The sequence below is a fragment of the Zobellia alginiliquefaciens genome (assembly GCF_029323795.1).
Lineage (GTDB): Bacteria > Bacteroidota > Bacteroidia > Flavobacteriales > Flavobacteriaceae > Zobellia > Zobellia alginiliquefaciens.
Map to the genome: position 1 here is coordinate 2,679,462 of NZ_CP119758.1, position 17,509 is coordinate 2,696,970.

The 17,509-nt window shown below is 37.7% G+C and carries 16 protein-coding genes; 5 read left to right on the top strand and 11 right to left on the bottom strand.

Annotation, left to right across the window (positions count from 1 at the left end; all coding sequences use genetic code 11):
* Nucleotides 1-150: 150 nt before the first annotated feature.
* Nucleotides 151-1,221 carry a DNA topoisomerase IB gene (locus tag P0077_RS11270; protein ID WP_276165353.1) on the bottom strand — a complete coding sequence of 357 codons (1,071 nt, stop codon included), beginning with the start codon at nt 1,219-1,221 and terminating at the stop codon, nt 151-153.
* A 227-nt stretch (nt 1,222-1,448) separates the two neighbouring features.
* On the opposite strand from P0077_RS11270, the gene P0077_RS11275 reads away from it, so the two are divergent.
* A complete protein-coding gene (locus P0077_RS11275; protein ID WP_276165354.1) occupies nt 1,449-1,634 on the top strand; it encodes a hypothetical protein in 186 nt (61 codons plus the stop codon).
* Between the two features lie 46 nt (nt 1,635-1,680).
* Here P0077_RS11275 and P0077_RS11280 read toward each other — a convergent pair whose 3' ends face one another.
* The 10 genes from P0077_RS11280 to P0077_RS11325 all read right to left on the bottom strand — a co-directional run bounded on the left by P0077_RS11280 (nt 1,681) and on the right by P0077_RS11325 (nt 10,301).
* Nucleotides 1,681-2,781 carry an AI-2E family transporter gene (locus tag P0077_RS11280; RefSeq protein WP_276165355.1) on the bottom strand — a complete coding sequence of 367 codons (1,101 nt, stop codon included), beginning with the start codon at nt 2,779-2,781 and terminating at the stop codon, nt 1,681-1,683.
* Between the two features lie 112 nt (nt 2,782-2,893).
* Nucleotides 2,894-3,793 carry a mechanosensitive ion channel family protein gene (locus P0077_RS11285; protein WP_276165356.1) on the bottom strand — a complete coding sequence of 300 codons (900 nt, stop codon included), beginning with the start codon at nt 3,791-3,793 and terminating at the stop codon, nt 2,894-2,896.
* Nucleotides 3,794-3,803: 10 nt separating this feature from the next.
* Nucleotides 3,804-5,630 (bottom strand): SLC13 family permease, encoded by a 1,827-nt coding sequence (locus P0077_RS11290; protein ID WP_276165357.1) that lies wholly within the window; start codon nt 5,628-5,630, stop codon nt 3,804-3,806.
* A gap of 40 nt (nt 5,631-5,670) precedes the next feature.
* Complete coding sequence (locus P0077_RS11295; RefSeq protein WP_276165358.1) at nt 5,671-5,832, bottom strand: hypothetical protein; 162 nt, start codon at nt 5,830-5,832, stop codon at nt 5,671-5,673.
* Nucleotides 5,833-5,872: 40 nt separating this feature from the next.
* Entirely contained in the window at nt 5,873-6,172 is a 300-nt protein-coding gene (gene hpf / locus P0077_RS11300) for a ribosome hibernation-promoting factor, HPF/YfiA family (protein WP_276165359.1), read from the bottom strand.
* 72 nt (nt 6,173-6,244) lie between these two features.
* Nucleotides 6,245-6,886: an NADPH-dependent F420 reductase gene (locus P0077_RS11305; RefSeq protein ID WP_276165360.1), complete on the bottom strand. Its 642-nt coding sequence runs from the start codon at nt 6,884-6,886 to the stop codon at nt 6,245-6,247.
* Between the two features lie 298 nt (nt 6,887-7,184).
* Nucleotides 7,185-8,207 (bottom strand): AI-2E family transporter, encoded by a 1,023-nt coding sequence (locus P0077_RS11310; RefSeq protein ID WP_276165361.1) that lies wholly within the window; start codon nt 8,205-8,207, stop codon nt 7,185-7,187.
* Between the two features lie 39 nt (nt 8,208-8,246).
* A complete protein-coding gene (locus P0077_RS11315) occupies nt 8,247-8,486 on the bottom strand; it encodes a DUF7218 family protein (RefSeq protein ID WP_276165362.1) in 240 nt (79 codons plus the stop codon).
* A gap of 24 nt (nt 8,487-8,510) precedes the next feature.
* On the bottom strand, nt 8,511-9,254 hold the full coding sequence (locus P0077_RS11320; RefSeq protein ID WP_276165363.1) for an SDR family oxidoreductase: 744 nt from the start codon (nt 9,252-9,254) through the stop codon (nt 8,511-8,513).
* 141 nt (nt 9,255-9,395) lie between these two features.
* Nucleotides 9,396-10,301, bottom strand: coding sequence for a YihY/virulence factor BrkB family protein (locus P0077_RS11325; protein WP_276165364.1), 906 nt, complete (start codon nt 10,299-10,301; stop codon nt 9,396-9,398).
* Between the two features lie 279 nt (nt 10,302-10,580).
* Between P0077_RS11325 and P0077_RS11330 the strand changes: the two genes are divergently transcribed.
* The 4 genes from P0077_RS11330 (at nt 10,581) to P0077_RS11345 (ending at nt 17,506) form a co-directional block, all read left to right on the top strand.
* The gene (locus P0077_RS11330; protein ID WP_276165365.1) at nt 10,581-12,554 is read left to right on the top strand and encodes a helix-turn-helix domain-containing protein; all 1,974 of its coding nucleotides are present in this window, start codon (nt 10,581-10,583) and stop codon (nt 12,552-12,554) included.
* Between the two features lie 178 nt (nt 12,555-12,732).
* On the top strand, nt 12,733-14,688 hold the full coding sequence (locus tag P0077_RS11335; protein ID WP_276165366.1) for a helix-turn-helix domain-containing protein: 1,956 nt from the start codon (nt 12,733-12,735) through the stop codon (nt 14,686-14,688).
* A 293-nt stretch (nt 14,689-14,981) separates the two neighbouring features.
* Nucleotides 14,982-16,058 (top strand): nickel-binding protein, encoded by a 1,077-nt coding sequence (locus P0077_RS11340; RefSeq protein ID WP_276165367.1) that lies wholly within the window; start codon nt 14,982-14,984, stop codon nt 16,056-16,058.
* A gap of 440 nt (nt 16,059-16,498) precedes the next feature.
* A complete protein-coding gene (locus P0077_RS11345) occupies nt 16,499-17,506 on the top strand; it encodes a c-type cytochrome (RefSeq protein ID WP_276165368.1) in 1,008 nt (335 codons plus the stop codon).
* The last annotated feature ends 3 nt before the right edge of the window (nt 17,507-17,509 follow it).

Below are 17,509 nucleotides of genomic sequence, written 5' to 3' on the forward strand. Positions count from 1 at the left end.
GCCGCATAACATCTTTTTGCTTACAGTAAATTTAATAAGATGTTACGGCAGGGATTTATCTGAAAAAATGAAATTTTAATGCAATCGCTGAATCATTGTTTTTAGCGGTATCCTATTGTAATTCAATGTGAAAGAAAACACAAGCTTGCGTTAAAATTTTGGCGTGTACTGCTCAAAGAGCTCCAGCATAACTTTTTCGGAAGTAGAAAAATAGGCCGATTTAGAATCGATTTTATCAGTCTTGTCAAACCATTTTTTTAATGACCCATCTTCATAGGAAGTAACTAAGACCGGGTGTACATAATATTTGCGGCACACATTTCTGGTATTGCCCAGCGCTTTGGCAGCAGCATCAAAACCAATGAGCAGATTTTTCTTGATTTCTTTTTCGGTCTGTACGGGAGCAAGGTCCAACAGCGTGTCAAAAAATACAACTGAAGCTGCCCATGTCCTGAAATCTTTGGCGGTAAAAAACTCTCCACTTATATCATGTAGGTATTCATTTACCATAGAACTTTCTATATTTTGCTTATCTCCATCGTCATCATAATACTGAAAAAGTTCCCAGCCGGGTATTTCTTCACAACGAGTTATAAGTCGGGTTAATTTCTTGTTACGCAGGGTAACCGAGTGCTTTTTACCTTTTTTACCAACAAATTCAAACTTAATATTGTTCTTGAAAATTTCAATATGCTTTTTGCGCATGGTAGAAAGTCCATAAGACTTGTTACGCTTGGCGTATTGCTCATTGCCAATGCGAATATGGGTTTCGTCCATAAGTTTTACAACAAGCGCAACAACCTTAGCTTTTGACCAGGTACGTAATGCCAGGTCCTTATCCGCTTGTTTTCTAATTTCGGGTAGTTTTTTGCCGAACAAAGCCATTTTATAAAACTTGGTCTGGTTTCTGATTTTCACCCAAGTGGGATGATAGCGGTATTGTTTTCTGCTTTTTAAATCTTTACCTACGGCTTGAAGGTGACCATTTGCAAGATGGGTGATTTTTACATCTTCCCATGCTGGCGGTATGACCAGATTGGTAATGCGCTCTAGCTCTTTTTTGTTCGTTACCGGTTTTTGTTTGTGTAGGTATATAAAGTCTTTCCCTTTTTTAAGTCTAGAAATAGGCATTTTTTTATTGTCAACATACACCAAATCGAGATTTTCAATCGCCAATTCGGGAGTTTTCAACAATTGACTTAATAGGGTCTGAGTTGTCATTTTTTGTTGTAATTAATGGTAGTAAAAACACTGTATTGGCTAAAGATATTCCTTAAATAGTATCTGGTTTGGGCTCAATCGATTATTAGATTAACGGCTTTGGTGATTTAAGTGGTAAAAGTGAAAAATGGATGTATATTGAAGTAATACAACTTAAAAACCATTCATTTTTAGACTAGAAGAGGTGTTTTTGAGTGCATTTTAAATAAATCAAAAACTAAAAAACTATGGAAGATACAGTTAGAGACGAAAAAGTAAAGAACGAGAAAACAGAATTTGCCAAGGAAGCCCATGATGATAAACGAGAGTATATTTTTCAAAAAAACAGCATCACCAAAAAAGGCTTTTTTATTGTGATAGCCGCTCTGATTATTTTGACCATAGGATTAATTGTTTCGGGCGTGGCTTTTTAAATAACAATAGCTCTTTTCTAAGTTTCTCAGCAGAGAAAAAAATGTGTTACAGCCCTCTAGTTAGGGCTGTAACTATTTTATTTTTAGATACCACTTGTTTTAAAATTACCTTTAATACCGTATATACGGGTACGGCTACCATCATACCTACAATGCCAAAAAGTAAGCCGGCTGCCAAGATTACCAAAAATATTTCCAGCGGATGAGATTTTACGCTGTTACTGAATATTATGGGTTGAGAAAAGAAGTTATCTATAAGTTGGCCTATGGTTACACCTATCATAACATACCCTATTTTAGGTAAGATTATACTGTTAAAATCTAATCCGGGGTTACTTGTTATGGTAAACATAATCATGATTATAGCACCTATCATGGGTCCTAAATAAGGAATAACATTGAATAAAGCGCACATAAATGCTATGAGTACGGCATTCTCCAAGCCTACTAAAATCAGCGTTATGGAATACAGTGAAAAGAGAACGAATAGCTGCAGTAAGAGCCCCACAAAATAACGGGATAAGAGATTCTTGATTTTCGCTAAAGAACGCATAGTCCGCATTCTATGGGCGTCTGGTACGGTGATAAGGATAGAGCGTTGTATGATGTTACTATCCTTCAGAAAGAAAAATGAGATGAACAAAACGGAGAACAGGCCAATTCCAATTTTGTCCAGAACCTGTAAAACGGATTTAAAAAATGACGGAACTAAATCCTTGCCCAATGTCTGTACGCCAGTTTTGTCCAGAGTGGCATCTTCTACCAAATCTTCCACCACCTTCTTAGTAGTGCCAAAGTACTCACTTGCCATCACATAGAGCTTATCAAACTCGTTTTGGATAATACCAAAATCAAAGAGGTAGAGGTTTTTGCCCTGTTCCGTTAGAAGTGGAATAATCAAAGCGATTACGCCGGCACAGAGTGCGGTTAAAATAAGCATCGTAAGAATTACAGCTACCATATTGGGTAGCCTTAGGTGTCTCTGTATAATGGAAACGATGGGCCGGCCAATTAAAGCTACAATACCTGATATGAGTATATAGGCCACAATACTTTGTAATTCATAAATTAGGAATATGAGCAATACTAAACCGCATACTGCGGCTATTGCTTTTAAAATTCCATTGGCTATTTCAGAAGATTTCATAGGTTAGTTTTAGGTGGTTTAAGGTATGTGAGATGAGTTAGGTCTCAGTCATAAAAACCTATTGGCACCAATGCCAATAGGTTTATTTATTTGTCAAAGTCTTCTTGTTATTTTAAGACTGTTTATCACTTGAAATAGTATTCATATTTAAAGTGTTCTTGGCAAAATCCAAAGTACGGATTGGGAATGGAATATTGATATCCTGAGCGTCAAAATTAGATTTGATCAATTTAACGGCATTATGTCTTGCGGCATGTTCTTGTATGGCACCTTTCATGTCAATCCAAAAGCGAACCATAAAGTTGATGGAACTATCGCCAAACTCAGTAAAGAAAAATTCTACTTTTTCGTTTTTATTCTGAGGAAATTTCTCGCCGATAATTTTAACTACTAAATCTTCTACGGCCTGTAGATCACTTTCATAACCCACACCGCAGTTTACTGCAATTCTACTTCGGTCTGTTAACGAATAGTTTTTAAAGGACCCATCAATAAATTTTGAATTGGGAATCACTACAAAATTATTGTCCGGTTGGCGAACGGTAATATTGCGAAGACTAATTTCTGAGACAGAACCTTTAACACCGTCACTTTCTATAAAGTCATCTATATTTATTTTTGGCATGAAAGAAAGAATAAGTCCGCCAAAGGTATTGCTCAATGTTCCCTGCAAAGCAAGTCCTATTGCAAGACCTACAACTCCCGCGCCAGCAAGAATACTGGTAAGTACTTTATCAAGTTCAAGCACGCCTAGCGCCACAAAAAAACCGATTAAAACAACAGCAAGAAATACAAATCTGGCAATAATATCCTGTATGGATTGTTGACTGATACGGTTGAGAAGAAATTTCTGTAAAAGCTTGCGAACGCCTCTTGCGATAAAGTAAAATAAGACCATTATTAGAATGGCCATAACTATATTGGGAAGCTTAAGGATAATGGCATCTAGCCACCCGTCTAATTTGCTCCATAATTTGCTTATTGCGTCTTCTATTGAAAATTTACTTTCCATAATTTTTGTGTTATAATATATTGGTTAATAAAAACGTGGCTACTACTGCTAGAATAAGACTCAGTAAGCCGCCTATTCCTAAAAAATGACTGAACCTGTAGTTGCCCAAACTGTATATTAGGGTGTTGGTCTGATAACCAACAGGGGTAAAAAAGCTAAAATTGGCAGCAAACATCACAGCCAGGATAAACGGCTTAAAATCTAATTGCATGCCTTGTGCTACTGCTATTGAAATGGGGGTCATTATAATGGCTGTAGCATTATTGCTAATAACGGCACTTAAGATCATAGTCGAAAAAAACAAGGTTCCAATGACCACATAGCCGGGCTGGTCCATAAGGAAGCCCAAAAGTTTTTCCGAGATGTACATATCGGCACCACTATTGTGCATGGCAACACCTAAGGGAATCATTCCTGCCAACAAGAAAAAAATCTGCCAATTTACTTTTTTGTAGACCGTAGTAAGGTCCAGGTTTTTGGTTACTAGTAAAATGCAAACGCCTGTAAGGGCGCTCACCATAATGGATAGTACACCAGAAGCTGCAAGACCAATGACCAAAAGCAGGATGAATAAAGAAAAATTACGTTTGCTTTTAGAGTTGGCATTCCCTTTCTCAAACTCCTGAAGCAATAGTACATTCTCCATTTTACCCAACCATTCCAGTTTATCTTTTGATGTTTCTAAAAGTAAACGGTCCCCTACTTTTAGAACTAATTTGTTCATGCTACTACGCACCAACCTTTCGTTAAGCTTGGTCAGGGTTTTTCTCTTTTTGATGGCAATAGGTACCATATCCTGCATCATTAAACTTCTGAGTTGCCCCAAGGTTTTTCCTAAAAATTGAGCGCCAGGGAGCATTAATAGCTCTGCAAATACGCGGTGGTCCAGCTCATCTTCATTAGGTTTGTCCTCATCATTAAGTTCTGTGTCCTGTAACGGGGCATAATATTCCTCTTGGTTGAGACTTAAATTTTCAGACTCGTTGATACGCGATAAATTTTCCAAGTCGCATAGCAACAACAGCTCATCATCCGCTTTAAAAGTGATGTATTTGCCCGGTGAATTGTGGACTCTATTATTACGGGTCAATTTTAAAAGGGAAACATCAGGGTTTTCAAAAAGAAAACTTTCTTGGATTGTTTTTCCCACCAATTGGGAATCCGAATTTATATGAACATTGGTTACATAATTGTTGAGATGGTAATCCTCATCAATATTTTTACCCTTTCCCCAAGGCAACCAATGCAGGGTTAGGGTGAGGTAGATAATAGCAATGGCTAGAAAAATCAACCCTAAAATTGAGAATTCAAAAAAGCCCAATTTATCCGCACCCAAATCTGTTGCAACTGAATTTACGATAAGGTTGGTTGAGGTGCCCATAAGGGTACAGGAACCTCCCAGTATACCCGCAAAGGATATGGGCAATAATAGCTTACTTTGGGAGACATTGTATTTCTCCGAAAGCTGATTTACGATTTTTATAAAAACAATAACAACGGCCGTAGTACTTATAAATGCCGAAATGCCTGCCGTAACAAACATAAATACCGGGGCCATAACGTAAATGGGCAAGCCTTTAACTTTTCCCATACCAGAAGTCAACCAGTTAATAACGCCGTTCTCTTCCAGGGCAATGGCCAAGATCATTAAAGCAAGCACGGCAATAGTGGCGTTATTGGAAAAGCCGCTTATGGCTTCTTCTGGAGTCACCAGCCCTAGCAGGGTTAGTGAAACAATAATTAGAAAAGCAATTTTGTCTACCGGAAAAATTTCAAATACAAATAATGCCACCGTTACCAGCAGTACGCAGAACATTAACGTTATTTCCCAAGTCATTTCTTTTCTGTGGCATCATTGAATACGGATGCTTTATTGGTTATCGCTTTAGTTTTTTTCTTTTCTTTTTGCCCTTTTCAGATTCTTTAGGTTGCAACAATTTGTAACCTAAATAGGCAAACTGCATACCTACAAGTGCAAGTTTTATTTTCCTATTGTTGGCCAATGCCGAGGCAATGCCAATGAGCGATGTGGGTTTCATATTTTGTATTTTTAAGTTGATATATTTAAAAGATGGCGGCTTAGTGAGCCGACATCTTTTCTTTTACTTTTTTTAGCTGATCTTGCAGATCACGAACGGTTTCGCTCATAGCCGCTTCAAAAGATTCCCCGTTTGATGAGGCAAAAATTCTTGGCCCGGGCATGCTTAAACGTATGTCGCAGAACATCTCTTGGTCATCACTTCGGTTTTCTTTTTTAAAGAATACATCGGCACGGTGAACAAAATCGAATTTGTTAGCCAGCTTTTCTAATTTTTCCTTTGCCATTGCTTCCAGCCTTTCGCTAGCGGATACGTCGTGATATTGATATATGATTTGCATAGTGTTCTTTAGTTTTGAAATTAATTTTTATGATTGTAGGAGGTATTTCTCCATTGGGTTTTATGCTGCTTCTTAGTACATTCTTGCCGAATCAACCGCTTCTTTCAACTCATCATGCTGCAAGGACTTACCATAAATAGCTTGGTCAGGGTCCATGATTTGCGTATCGGTAAGATTACCAATAAAGAGGGTGTCAAAACCCATATCTTCAATTAGTTTTTTAGTAATAAATCTACTTTCTATATCCTGCGCTGCATAGGGTACGGTCAACTTTTCAGAATTCCTGAACGCCCTGTCGCGCAAGTGTTCTGCCTTTATGGTGTTAAAAGCTTTGGCGGTCTTTGCCGTGCTGAATTTCATGGCAGTATATTCAGAAGCCGTGTAATTTGCCTCTCTTACTTGCTGAGCCAGCTCTCCATCTCTTTCGGGATAAGGGTTTGTAGCATCAATTATAAGTTTGTTGCTGTATTGGGACGCATACTTTTCGGCAAGGTTATTTACTGATTTAAACGGTATAGCCAATAAATAAACGTCTGCATTAGTTTCAAAAGCCTCATCTACGCCTACCGCTTTTGCATTGTTGCCCGCATCATTTGCCAAGCTTTTCAGTTCCTCTGGGTGGCGTGAGCTAAAGAGTACTTGATGGCCTGCTTTTGCCCAATGCGTACCTAAACTGCCACCAATATTTCCACTTCCTATTATTCCTATTTTCATAACTGTGTTTTTATATTATTTCCGCTATTGCGAAAAATTATCTTTTAATATGTGCTCTTGGGTTAGCGCCCAAAAACAACGGATTGTATCAGGAGGTACTTGTTATTTTGTACCTGACTATCCTGAAACTTCCACTATATTAGGTATATATGCGAAGACGGATTAGTTCAATTGCAGCTATTATTACTGCTAAAGCAATTGAAGCATTGGAATGATGGATAGCGTTAGTTTTTGGTGGAAATAGAGAAGGAGATAGGCAGAATATATATCCTGCAGACCAAAAATCGTTCAGTAACAATTACATGGAATCACTATTTTCTTTACCGTATTCATCTTTGTAAATCTGTACAATAATGAGAAATAAGCTCACGAACAAAGGACCGAAAATAAGACCTATAAAACCGAAAAGCGGAATTCCTATAAGAACACCGATCATGGTTATCAGCGGATGAACATCATCTAATTTTTTAAGCACATAAAGGCGAATTAGATTATCTGTGGAGCCTACTACAACAATGCCATAAAGGAGAATGCCCCATGCTTGAAAAGTGTCTCCTGCAGATAGCGTTATTATAAATACGGGCAGGGTACCCAACATATTTCCAACAAAGGGAATCATAGAACCTATAGCGACAATTACGCCCCAGAAAAAGGGATTTTCAATTCCAAAGATGAGGAAACCAATTAACGCCACAACACCTTGGGCTATCGCCACCAAAGGTATACCTAGTGCATTGGCACGTACCATTCTTCTGATTTTGCTGCCTATAGTTTTAAGATTATCCGTGCTTATTGGGATATACTCAAAAAGCGACTCACGCATTTCCTTGCGGTTCGTCAACATAAAATAAAGAAAGAAGTACATGATACCTATAGCGATTACCGAAGTAAACGTACTTCCTGCAAACCCTTGGAGATTGGTGGAGAACCAACCTGAAACTGCGGATACATCTATGGAGGAGGACAAGTCATAACCCACATAACTTTCTACATTTTCCAGCTGTGATTTTACGGCTTTTGTAACTTTCTCGGAATTGTTCACTGCCTGACTTACCTTGTTTCCCAGCATAAGGACGGCTCCCGAAACGGGAATTAAGATAATTATGAAAGAAGCGAACATCAAAAAAGCTGCTGCCAGGTCTGGTTTCCAACCTTTGTGAACCAATTTTGCCATTGGTTTTTTCAACAATACGTACAAAGTAATGGCTCCTAATACACCTGAAAAGTAAGGAGCCATTTCTTTAAATATAAGTCCGCCTATACAGACGATCAGCAATAAAACAAAAAGTTGGCGAATAACTTTGGGGTGTATGGTTTTCATGTGTCTTATTACTTTTTAATTATGAAGAAAAAGGTGAGCTTAATTATTCCGTAAGGCATGAATCAGTTCGGCCTTATCCATCGTTGAGCGACCATCAATACCAACGCTTTTAGCTTGCTCGTAAAGTTGTTCTTTCGTCCACTCTTCATACGGCTTTGATCTTCCGCCCTTTTTACCACTATTTGGCGTGTTGGCAATCCGGGCCGATTTCTCTTTGCTGTACCCCTTGTCTCTCAGGGCCTCATACTGCTCCTCATTTTTTACACTTGGAATATCCATAGTTTTAAGATTTTTAGATTCAACTTATTTCTGTTGCTCCGTGGGCATGATAAATACGTCATTAATATTTGCTCTGGCCGGTTGTACTAGGGTGTAGTAAATAGCTTCGGCAATATCCTCCGCTTCCAAGAATGTCATTTTTTGCATCTCCTTAAACGTCTCTTTTATATCCTCGTCGGTTATCGTGTCCGTGAGTTCGGTAGAAACGGCTCCCGGTTCAATTGATGTTACATTAATGCCATATTTTGGGGCAAGTTCCTGTCTTAGACCTTCGGAAAACATCTTCACGGCAGATTTGGTTGCACAGTACACCGCACCGCCGGGGAAATAATTACGTGCTGCACTTGAAGATATGTTGATAATATTACCCCCCTTGTTTTCAATCATGGTAGGAAGTACTGCTGCTACTCCGTTCAAGACACCTTTAATATTTACATCAACCATCTTTTCCCACTCATCTGTCTTTAATTTTTCCACATAGGACAATGGCATTAGACCCGCATTATTGATAAGGGCATCTATAGTGTTATATTCAGAAAGTGTTTTTTTGACGAGATTTTCGTAATCGGATTTTTTAGTAACGTCACCAGTAACAATCATAGCTGTACCTCCGTTACTTTCAATTTTTTCCTTTAGCTCCTCTAGCCTTTCTTCTCTTCTGGCGGTTAGCACCACTTTGGCGCCTTCACTGGATAATTTTAAGGCTGTTGCTTCGCCTATTCCACTTGATGCTCCTGTTATTATAATTACTTTATCAGTTATATTCATGTTTTATTTTTAAGATATATTACTATTGATTGCAAAGTTTTAGAAAACCATTGCGATAGCTTAATCACATCAGAAAAAATATTGACTATAACCGTAGAAGAGTGTAAGTAGTGCTTCTAGTCATTAGGACTGCAAAAGAACCTATTCACTAATTTTTTCGGCGGATTCAGTTGGCACTCCGTGACCGTACTTTTTGGCATAGACCCATGTAAATTCTGCTCCAAAAAATAGTATTAAACAGGAGTAGGAAACCCATAAAAGAACCAAAACAATTGTTCCCGCTGCGCCATAGGTAGAACCAGGGTTTGCTTCACCAAAATAGTAACCCAGTAAAGACTTACCCAATACAAATAGAACCGCTGTAATAAGGGCGCCTATCCAAACGGTTTTCCAACGTATTTTGGCATCGGGAAGGTATCTGAATATTAGAGCAAAGAGTACCGTTATTATTCCAACGGAGACCACAAAATCTAGCAGGTAGGCAATGTAGACTATAACCTCGGGTAGCATACTCCGTATATAAGCGTTTAAGGCCGATATAGCTGCTGTAACCAGAAAACTCACCAACAACAAAAAACCGATGGCGACAATAAAAGCAAAGCTTCTAGCTCTGTCCATCAGCATTTTTATAAAACTTGAATCCGGGTGTGGTTGCACTTGCCATATCTGATTCAATGAAAGTTGTAAGTGGTAGAATACTCCGGTAGCACCAAAAATGAGAGTGCCTATTCCTAGGATACTTGCTATAGTGCTTCGGTTTTCATTTTGTGTTTCAACCATCATGGATTGTATGGCTTCTGCAGCATCATGACCCAGAGCACTAGAAATTTCTTGGGTCAGTTCTCCTTGAACAATCTCTGTGCCCCATACCGAACCCACAAGATTTATAATTATAACGAGAAGACCGGGTAAAGAGAGTACCGCGTAGTAGGCGACAATAGCACTTAGTCTAAAAGGATCGTCCGCATCCCAAGCTTTATAGGTATCAACTATTAATTTGGGAAGGTGTTTTAGTTTAAATTTTTTATCGGTTTTGGTAGCTGTCATAAGCTGTGCTGTGCGTTCTATTCGTATGTAGAATTTTGAATAAAATTACTCAGACAGTTCGCAAAACATTAACCGATATGCTTAATGTTTTAATGGGATTGCATAATATGGAATATAATTTTTAGTATTTGTAATTAAACCAATAGACTTTTTAAAATACTGCTTCATTATTTGATTAAATCAATTAAAGATGAGGTAGGGTCTTGCTAAACAGTTTAATCGTATTTTTCTTAACTTGTGCTTCCCTCGGATAATAATTTGATATTCAATTAAATGGGTATGTCTAAAAATTTATCTAAAGGAAGTAAGGCAACACCATCGCAGGGTAGATTGATAGATAAACTCAGGAAAGAAATTGAGTTAAATCTAGATAACGACCAATTCGGGGTAGATAGTCTTGCGCAGGCCGTGGGCATGAGTAGATCTAGTTTGCACCGAAAACTACATAAGGTATTAGGTATATCCACAAGTCAGTTTATAAGAGAGTATAGATTAAAACGAGCTCTAAAAATTCTTCAGGAAGAAGATATCACGGCTTCGGAAACGGCGTATAGAGTGGGATTTAGCAGTGCCACCTATTTTAATACTTGCTTTCATAAGTACCATGGGTACACGCCAGGTGAGGTGAAATCTAAAAGTACTGAGGAAATAGAAAAGGTTTTTGTTGAACAAAGTACTCCAATCGATAGAGATGGTACTAAAAAAAGAATGCTGTGGGTAGCAATGTCCGCCACTGTTGTATGTGCAGTAGTTTTCTATTTCTATAATTCTGCTGCAAAGGAAAATAAGGATACAGTTACTCTTAGGAAACCGGCCAATGAGAAATCCATCGTGGTACTTCCTTTTAAAAATTTGACGGGAGATACCGATTTAGAATATGTAAGCGATGGAATGACCGATGCCATTATTTCTAAATTGACCGAAATTAACAGTATTAAAAAGGTCGTTCCATTTACATCAACTTTATCATACAAAGGAACAAATAAGACCATCAAGGAAATCGTGACCGAATTAGACGTAGAAAATCTTTTGCAAGGCAATCTTCAGATATCAGGTAATCAAATTAAGGTAAAACTACAATTGATTGATGGAACATCTAACAATCATCTTTGGTCTAAAGAATATGTAAGGGAATGGAAAACTGACGAAATTTTTACAATCCAGACCGAAGTTGTTGAAGGTGTTGCCTCTAGCATGAGCGCAATTATAACAGATAGCGAAATGGTTTATGTCAAGACCATACCTACTAAAAGTAAGCAAGCATATTCTTACTACCTTCAGGCAGAGTATCAACGGTATAAATCAAATGAGGCCACATTTGACCTTGCAATGCCCCTATATAAAAAAGCAATTGCTTTAGACTCCAGTTTTGTAGAAGCATATTTAGGCCTTGCTTCCATATGGAGTTTTGGAGGTATGGTGTGGGGTCTTTATAACGAACAAACGGCGTGGAAAAATGCCAAGAGTTTATTGGAACATGCATATGAATTGGACCCTTCAAATCAAGAAGTAGAGGAGGAGCTATATACTGGGAATTTCTACTATGAATGGAATTTTGAAATGGTAGAGCAATTTTACCAAACAAAGTCAAAAGGTTCTTTTTATGTTAATACACCTATTATTAATACAGATTATGCCATAAAAATGGGTAGGTATCATGAGGCCATTGAAAATATTGACAAACATCTGTTACGCGATCCTTCATTAATAGGGGTCTTTTTCTGTCGTAAGGCTGAAGCACTGATGTTTCTTGGTAATTCAAAAGGAGCAATTGACCTGTTGAACAGTACGGTACTACCTTATAGCGATAATTTATTCTATCTAAGGGAATCGGCAAAGCAATATTTCTATTTGGGTGAACATGAAAAATCAAAAACTCAGCTGAAAAAAATATTCAATCAATTTCCCGATTATCCTCCGCTTCTCATGTGGCTGAACGCGGTTTTTGCTCAAATAGATGGGAATACGGAAGCGATTAGCAAACATCTGGCCGAATTACATGCTAAGTATGAGAATGGATCGTCCGGCAGCCCGGCTTGGTTTATAGCCCTTTATTATGCGCATACAAAAGATTATGAGAGCACTTTTGAGTGGCTTCAGAAATCGTATGACAGACATGAAGTAGAGATGACTTGGCTTCGTGAAGAACCATTGTTGGCCCCTATTAGAAACGATTCCAGATATAAAGACCTCTACGAAAATGTGGGGTTTTCTAGTATTGGTTTGCCCATAAAATCTTCTTTAAAAAATTAGTATTGAGTAAATTTAGTTTACATTGACTTTTTTCGATAACATCATTGTATTCTTTCTATGAGGAAAACAAAAGGCTCCGTCTAGAACACTATGGCTCATACACTTCGTAATATTTTACCTAACTTATACCCCCTCGTGCAGATACATGTCAGATAATGTGAAAGACAAAAATATATCTATGGGGATTGAGGAAAAATCGTCGCAAGAAACACTGGTCGATAAACTTTCGAGAGAAATTGAGGCGAACTTGAACAATGATCAGTTTGGGGTAGACCATCTTGCGGAAAACGTGGGTATGAGCAGGTCAAATCTGCATAGAAAACTACATAAGACATTAGGTATTTCCACAAGTCAGTTTATAAGGGAATATCGACTAAAACGAGCGTTAAAAATTCTTCAAGAAGAGGATGTCACCGCTTCGGAAACGGCATATCGTGTAGGTTTTAGCAGTGCCACTTATTTTAGTACTTGTTTTCATAAGTTTTATGGGTATACGCCAGGCGAAGTCAAATCTAGGTTAAAAGATGAGTTAGTAGTGGAAGAACAATCTGCTATTAATAGTATTAAAAATGACCATTGGAACAGAAAGAGATCTATTCTCTGGGTTGCTTTACCATTGGTTCTCCTTCTTTTAATCGTGTTTCTTTATAGAAAGACCTCAAGAGACGAGACAGCAATTCCAGTAACAGAAAATGCAACCGATACTAAGTCAATTGCAGTTCTGCCCCTTAAAAATTGGACGGGAAATCCGGATCTGGAATATGTAAGCGATGGCATGACGGATGCGATTATCTCAAGATTAACAAAGGTGAGTGCTATTGATAAGGTAATTCCTTTTACCTCTACCGTAAAATTCAAGGAAACGGATAAAACTACCCAAGAAATAGCGGCAGAATTAGGTGTTACGAACCTGTTGCAGGGGAATCTTCAGATTTCAGGAGACCAAATTAAAATTAACCTTCAATTAATTCATGGGAAATCAAATGAACATATTTGGTCACAGGAATACACAAAAGAATGGAAATCTGACGAAATCTTTGACCTGCAGACCGAGGTAGTAGAAGGAATAGTGAACAACATGAATGCCACAATAGCTAAAGATGAATTAGCCAATATTAAAAAAGTGCCGACAAAAAGTAAAGATGCCTATTCGTATTACCTTCAAGGGGAATTTCAAAGAAATAAAGGAGACGAACTATCATATTCCAATGCTATAAACCTTTATAAGAATGCTATTGCGGCAGATTCAAATTTTATAGAAGCCTATGTGGATATGGCTAATGTTTGGCATATGGGCGGCTCCGTTTGGGGTTTTTACGAGGAGCAAATTGCTTGGGGTAATGCGAAAGCATTATTGGAACAAGCTCTAAAAATAGAACCAACGAATTTACGCGTTGAAGAAGAGCTAAATACAGGACGTTTTTTTTATGATTGGAATTTTGAACTTGTAGAGAAATTTTATAAAAAAATATTAGATGATTCCATCCTAGACAAACCATCTGTTATTTCTCTAGATTACCCTATAAAAACCGGAAGACCAGAAAAAACTCTGGAGACCGTTCAAGATTTAAAGATAAATGATCCATCAAACGTATTTTATCCATTTTTTAAAGCAGAGGCTATGTTTTATTTAGGCTCTAATGATGAGGCCTTAAAAATATTAACGCAATCAGACCCTTTTTATACGGATAACTGGTTTTATTTACGAGAATCTACCAAGTTATATTATTATTTGGGAGCATATGAAAAATCGAGGATTCAACTTGAAAAAGTAGTAACTAAATTTTCAGACTATCCACCAATACTAATGTGGTTTAACGCTGTCTACGCTAAAATGGATGGTAAGAATTCGGAAGTAAATAAGCATTTAAACGAGTTGAAAAACGAGTACAAAAAAGGTTCGTCAGGCAGCCCTGCATGGTTTATCGCCCTCTATTATGCCCATATTAACGATTATGAAAGAACTTTTGAATGGCTGCAAAAATCGTATGATAGGCATGAAGTAGAAATGACCTGGCTACGGGAAGAACCATTATTAGCATCTATTAGAAACGATTCGCGATACAGAGAACTGTACGACAAAGTCGGGTTTTCAAGTATTGGGTTGTCTATAAAATCTTCAGCGCAACAGTAGAATTTCAATCTTATTTCAACAATTTTTGAAGGTTTTGCACCATAATTTGAACCGTTGATTTAAAGCTTAATAGGTTTGGAACATATTTGTAATAAGTACATTGTAATTCTTTAAATCTTTGTTTTGACGAGTCTATGGATAGTTAGACGAAAACTAAAACATGAACTTTTAATAGGGTGACGAGCTATTTGTGCTATCCTTTGATTAAAACGTTCCATCTTATAAATTCGTTTGCATTTATGTTTTTGATAGTCAATGTTTTAAACGTAGTATAAACCCAAAATTTTCAAATCATGCCATTATTTATGGACATACACAAGGTAGATTCCGATGACTTCACTGTCAAAGACGTTATTCAGGCCCATTTACATGATCTTGCTGTACAAGAGCGTTTCGGAGTTATTCAACGTAAGTATTGGGTGAACGAAGAGAACAAAATGGTGTTTTGCCTAATGGAAGGCCCAAGTAAAGAAGCCTGTCACAAAACGCACGCGGAATCACATGGTATGACCGCCTGTAATATCATTGAAGTTTCTGATGATGAGTACAATATTTTTATGGCGCAGGGAAGCACCCAAAAGGAAGATTTAGCCTATACTGCGAACGGTGACCTAGATACGGGTTTCAGAACAATAATGCTAATAAGTACATCGGACTTTTCAGGAAATTACCGGCATTATATAAAGGAGACAAGAAGTTTGATTGATAAATTTCATGGAAAAATAGTGCGCCAGCCTAATGAAGATGAGACCATGGCTTCTTTTCTGTTAGCTTCCGATGCCATTATAGCGGCAATGGCTATTGCTAATTTACTACAGACCATTCCGGATAATTTTGAATACCGATTGGCCCTAGTCAGTGGTAGTCCTGTTGATGAAAAAGGAGTAGACCTATTTGAGGAAACCAAAAAAAAGGTACGCACTCTTTGTTGGGTAGGATTGAGCAAAGTAGTCTATATGGATGCCATTACAGAGGTGCTTTCCCATAAAGAATCGAACACCCCCAAGCTAAATCACGCTCATGTGAAAATTGTAAACGCGACGGATTTTTTGTTCTGTGAAAAACTGTCCTTAATTTTAAATAATGAATTGAATGACCCCAATTTCAAAGGCGACGTACTTAGTCATCAATTACACCTAAGCAAGGCGCAGACGTATAGAAAAATAAAATCGCTTACGGGCATGTCGCCTAATACGATGATACGAGAACTCCGGCTCCGAAAATCACTCAGGGCTTTAAAGTGCAATGACCAAACCGTAGCCGAAATTGCATATGATTTGGGTTTTAATAGTCCCACCTATTTTACAAGGGTCTTTAGAAACCGGTATGATGTGCTTCCCACATCTTTTGCCAGATTAAATGCCGTCTAAGAGTAATTTTTGTATGTATAGTCCATGTTTCTTTTGTTGTTGAATAGGATATGACCTTGGTTTTAAAATCCTTATATAATTTGGCAATCGGGTTTGCAAAGCTTTTTCAATTTCTAAGTTTTATAGTGTTTGGACCAGATGAACCATTTGTTTCATCTTTTGAGATAAAAAGTACAAACGTGTTTCAAATGTTCGAACCTTTGAAACAAAACTTACATTTCTCCGGCATTTCCTATTGTAGTTTTACATTAATAAATTGAAGTAAGAACATAGATCTCTTACTGATTATATTCCCTCCTAAACATTGTTGGAATACAACGGGATACCCAATGTCCGCTAGAAAGTACTGCCCAATTTTTGGTTTGCAATAAATAGAACAACAGATAGTAATTATAATGGAAACGGTAAAAAAATATCGATTTTGTAAAAATGTCAAGAGGTTGAGAAAGAGGCTTTCTATTCCCTTTGCGGCACTTTTACTACTATCTCTTTTTTTGCTTTGGACGTGTTGGGGAGGATTGTTTACCGGTTACATAAATCAGAGCGTATTTAATGAAATGTACGATATGAATTATGACATTTCAAAGCTGACAAATTCCGATGAAGATGAACTAATAAAGCAAGGATATGAGGTATTCCGGAATACCTCAAAATATATAGGTCCAAACAGTGGGAAAAGCAATAAGGTCTTTGCTGGAAACAATCTTTCCTGTTCCAATTGTCATTTGTGGTCCGGCACTAAACCTTACGCAGCACCTTTAATTGGCATTATACAAAGATTTCCGCAGTTCAGGGGCAGGGAAAATAAGATAGGAACTATTGAAGAGCGTATTAACGGTTGCATGGAACGTAGCATGAACGGTAAAATGTTACCGCCAGAGAGTAAAGAAATGAAAGCTATGATCTCATATTTGAATTGGTTGAGCCGATTCGCTCCAAAAGATGGTAAAATCAAAGGGCAGGGTTTTGTGAAAATTAAGATTCCTGATAGGGCTGTCAATCTTGAAATGGGAAAAAGTGTTTTTACCGCCAATTGTATTGTATGCCATGGCAAGAATGGGCAAGGTAAAAGGTCAGTTGATGGTGGTGATACACATTATGAGTATCCACCACTTTGGGGAGATGATAGCTACAATAATGGGGCGGGAATGACAAGGGTAATTACGGCGGCCCAATTTATTAAGGCCAATATGCCATTTGGGGCAACCTATGAAAATCCAGTTTTAACGGATGAAGAAGCCTATGACGTGGCAGGGTTTATTAACCAACAAAGGCGACCGCAAAAACTAAATAAGGACAAAGATTTTCCGGACTTAAAGAAAAAGCCAGTCTCAACGCCATATCCACCATATGCCGATACCTTTTCAATAACACAGCATCAGTTGGGGCCATTCAAACCTATAATAGATCACTATAAAATCAACCACAATATTGTTAAATCTAAATAATTA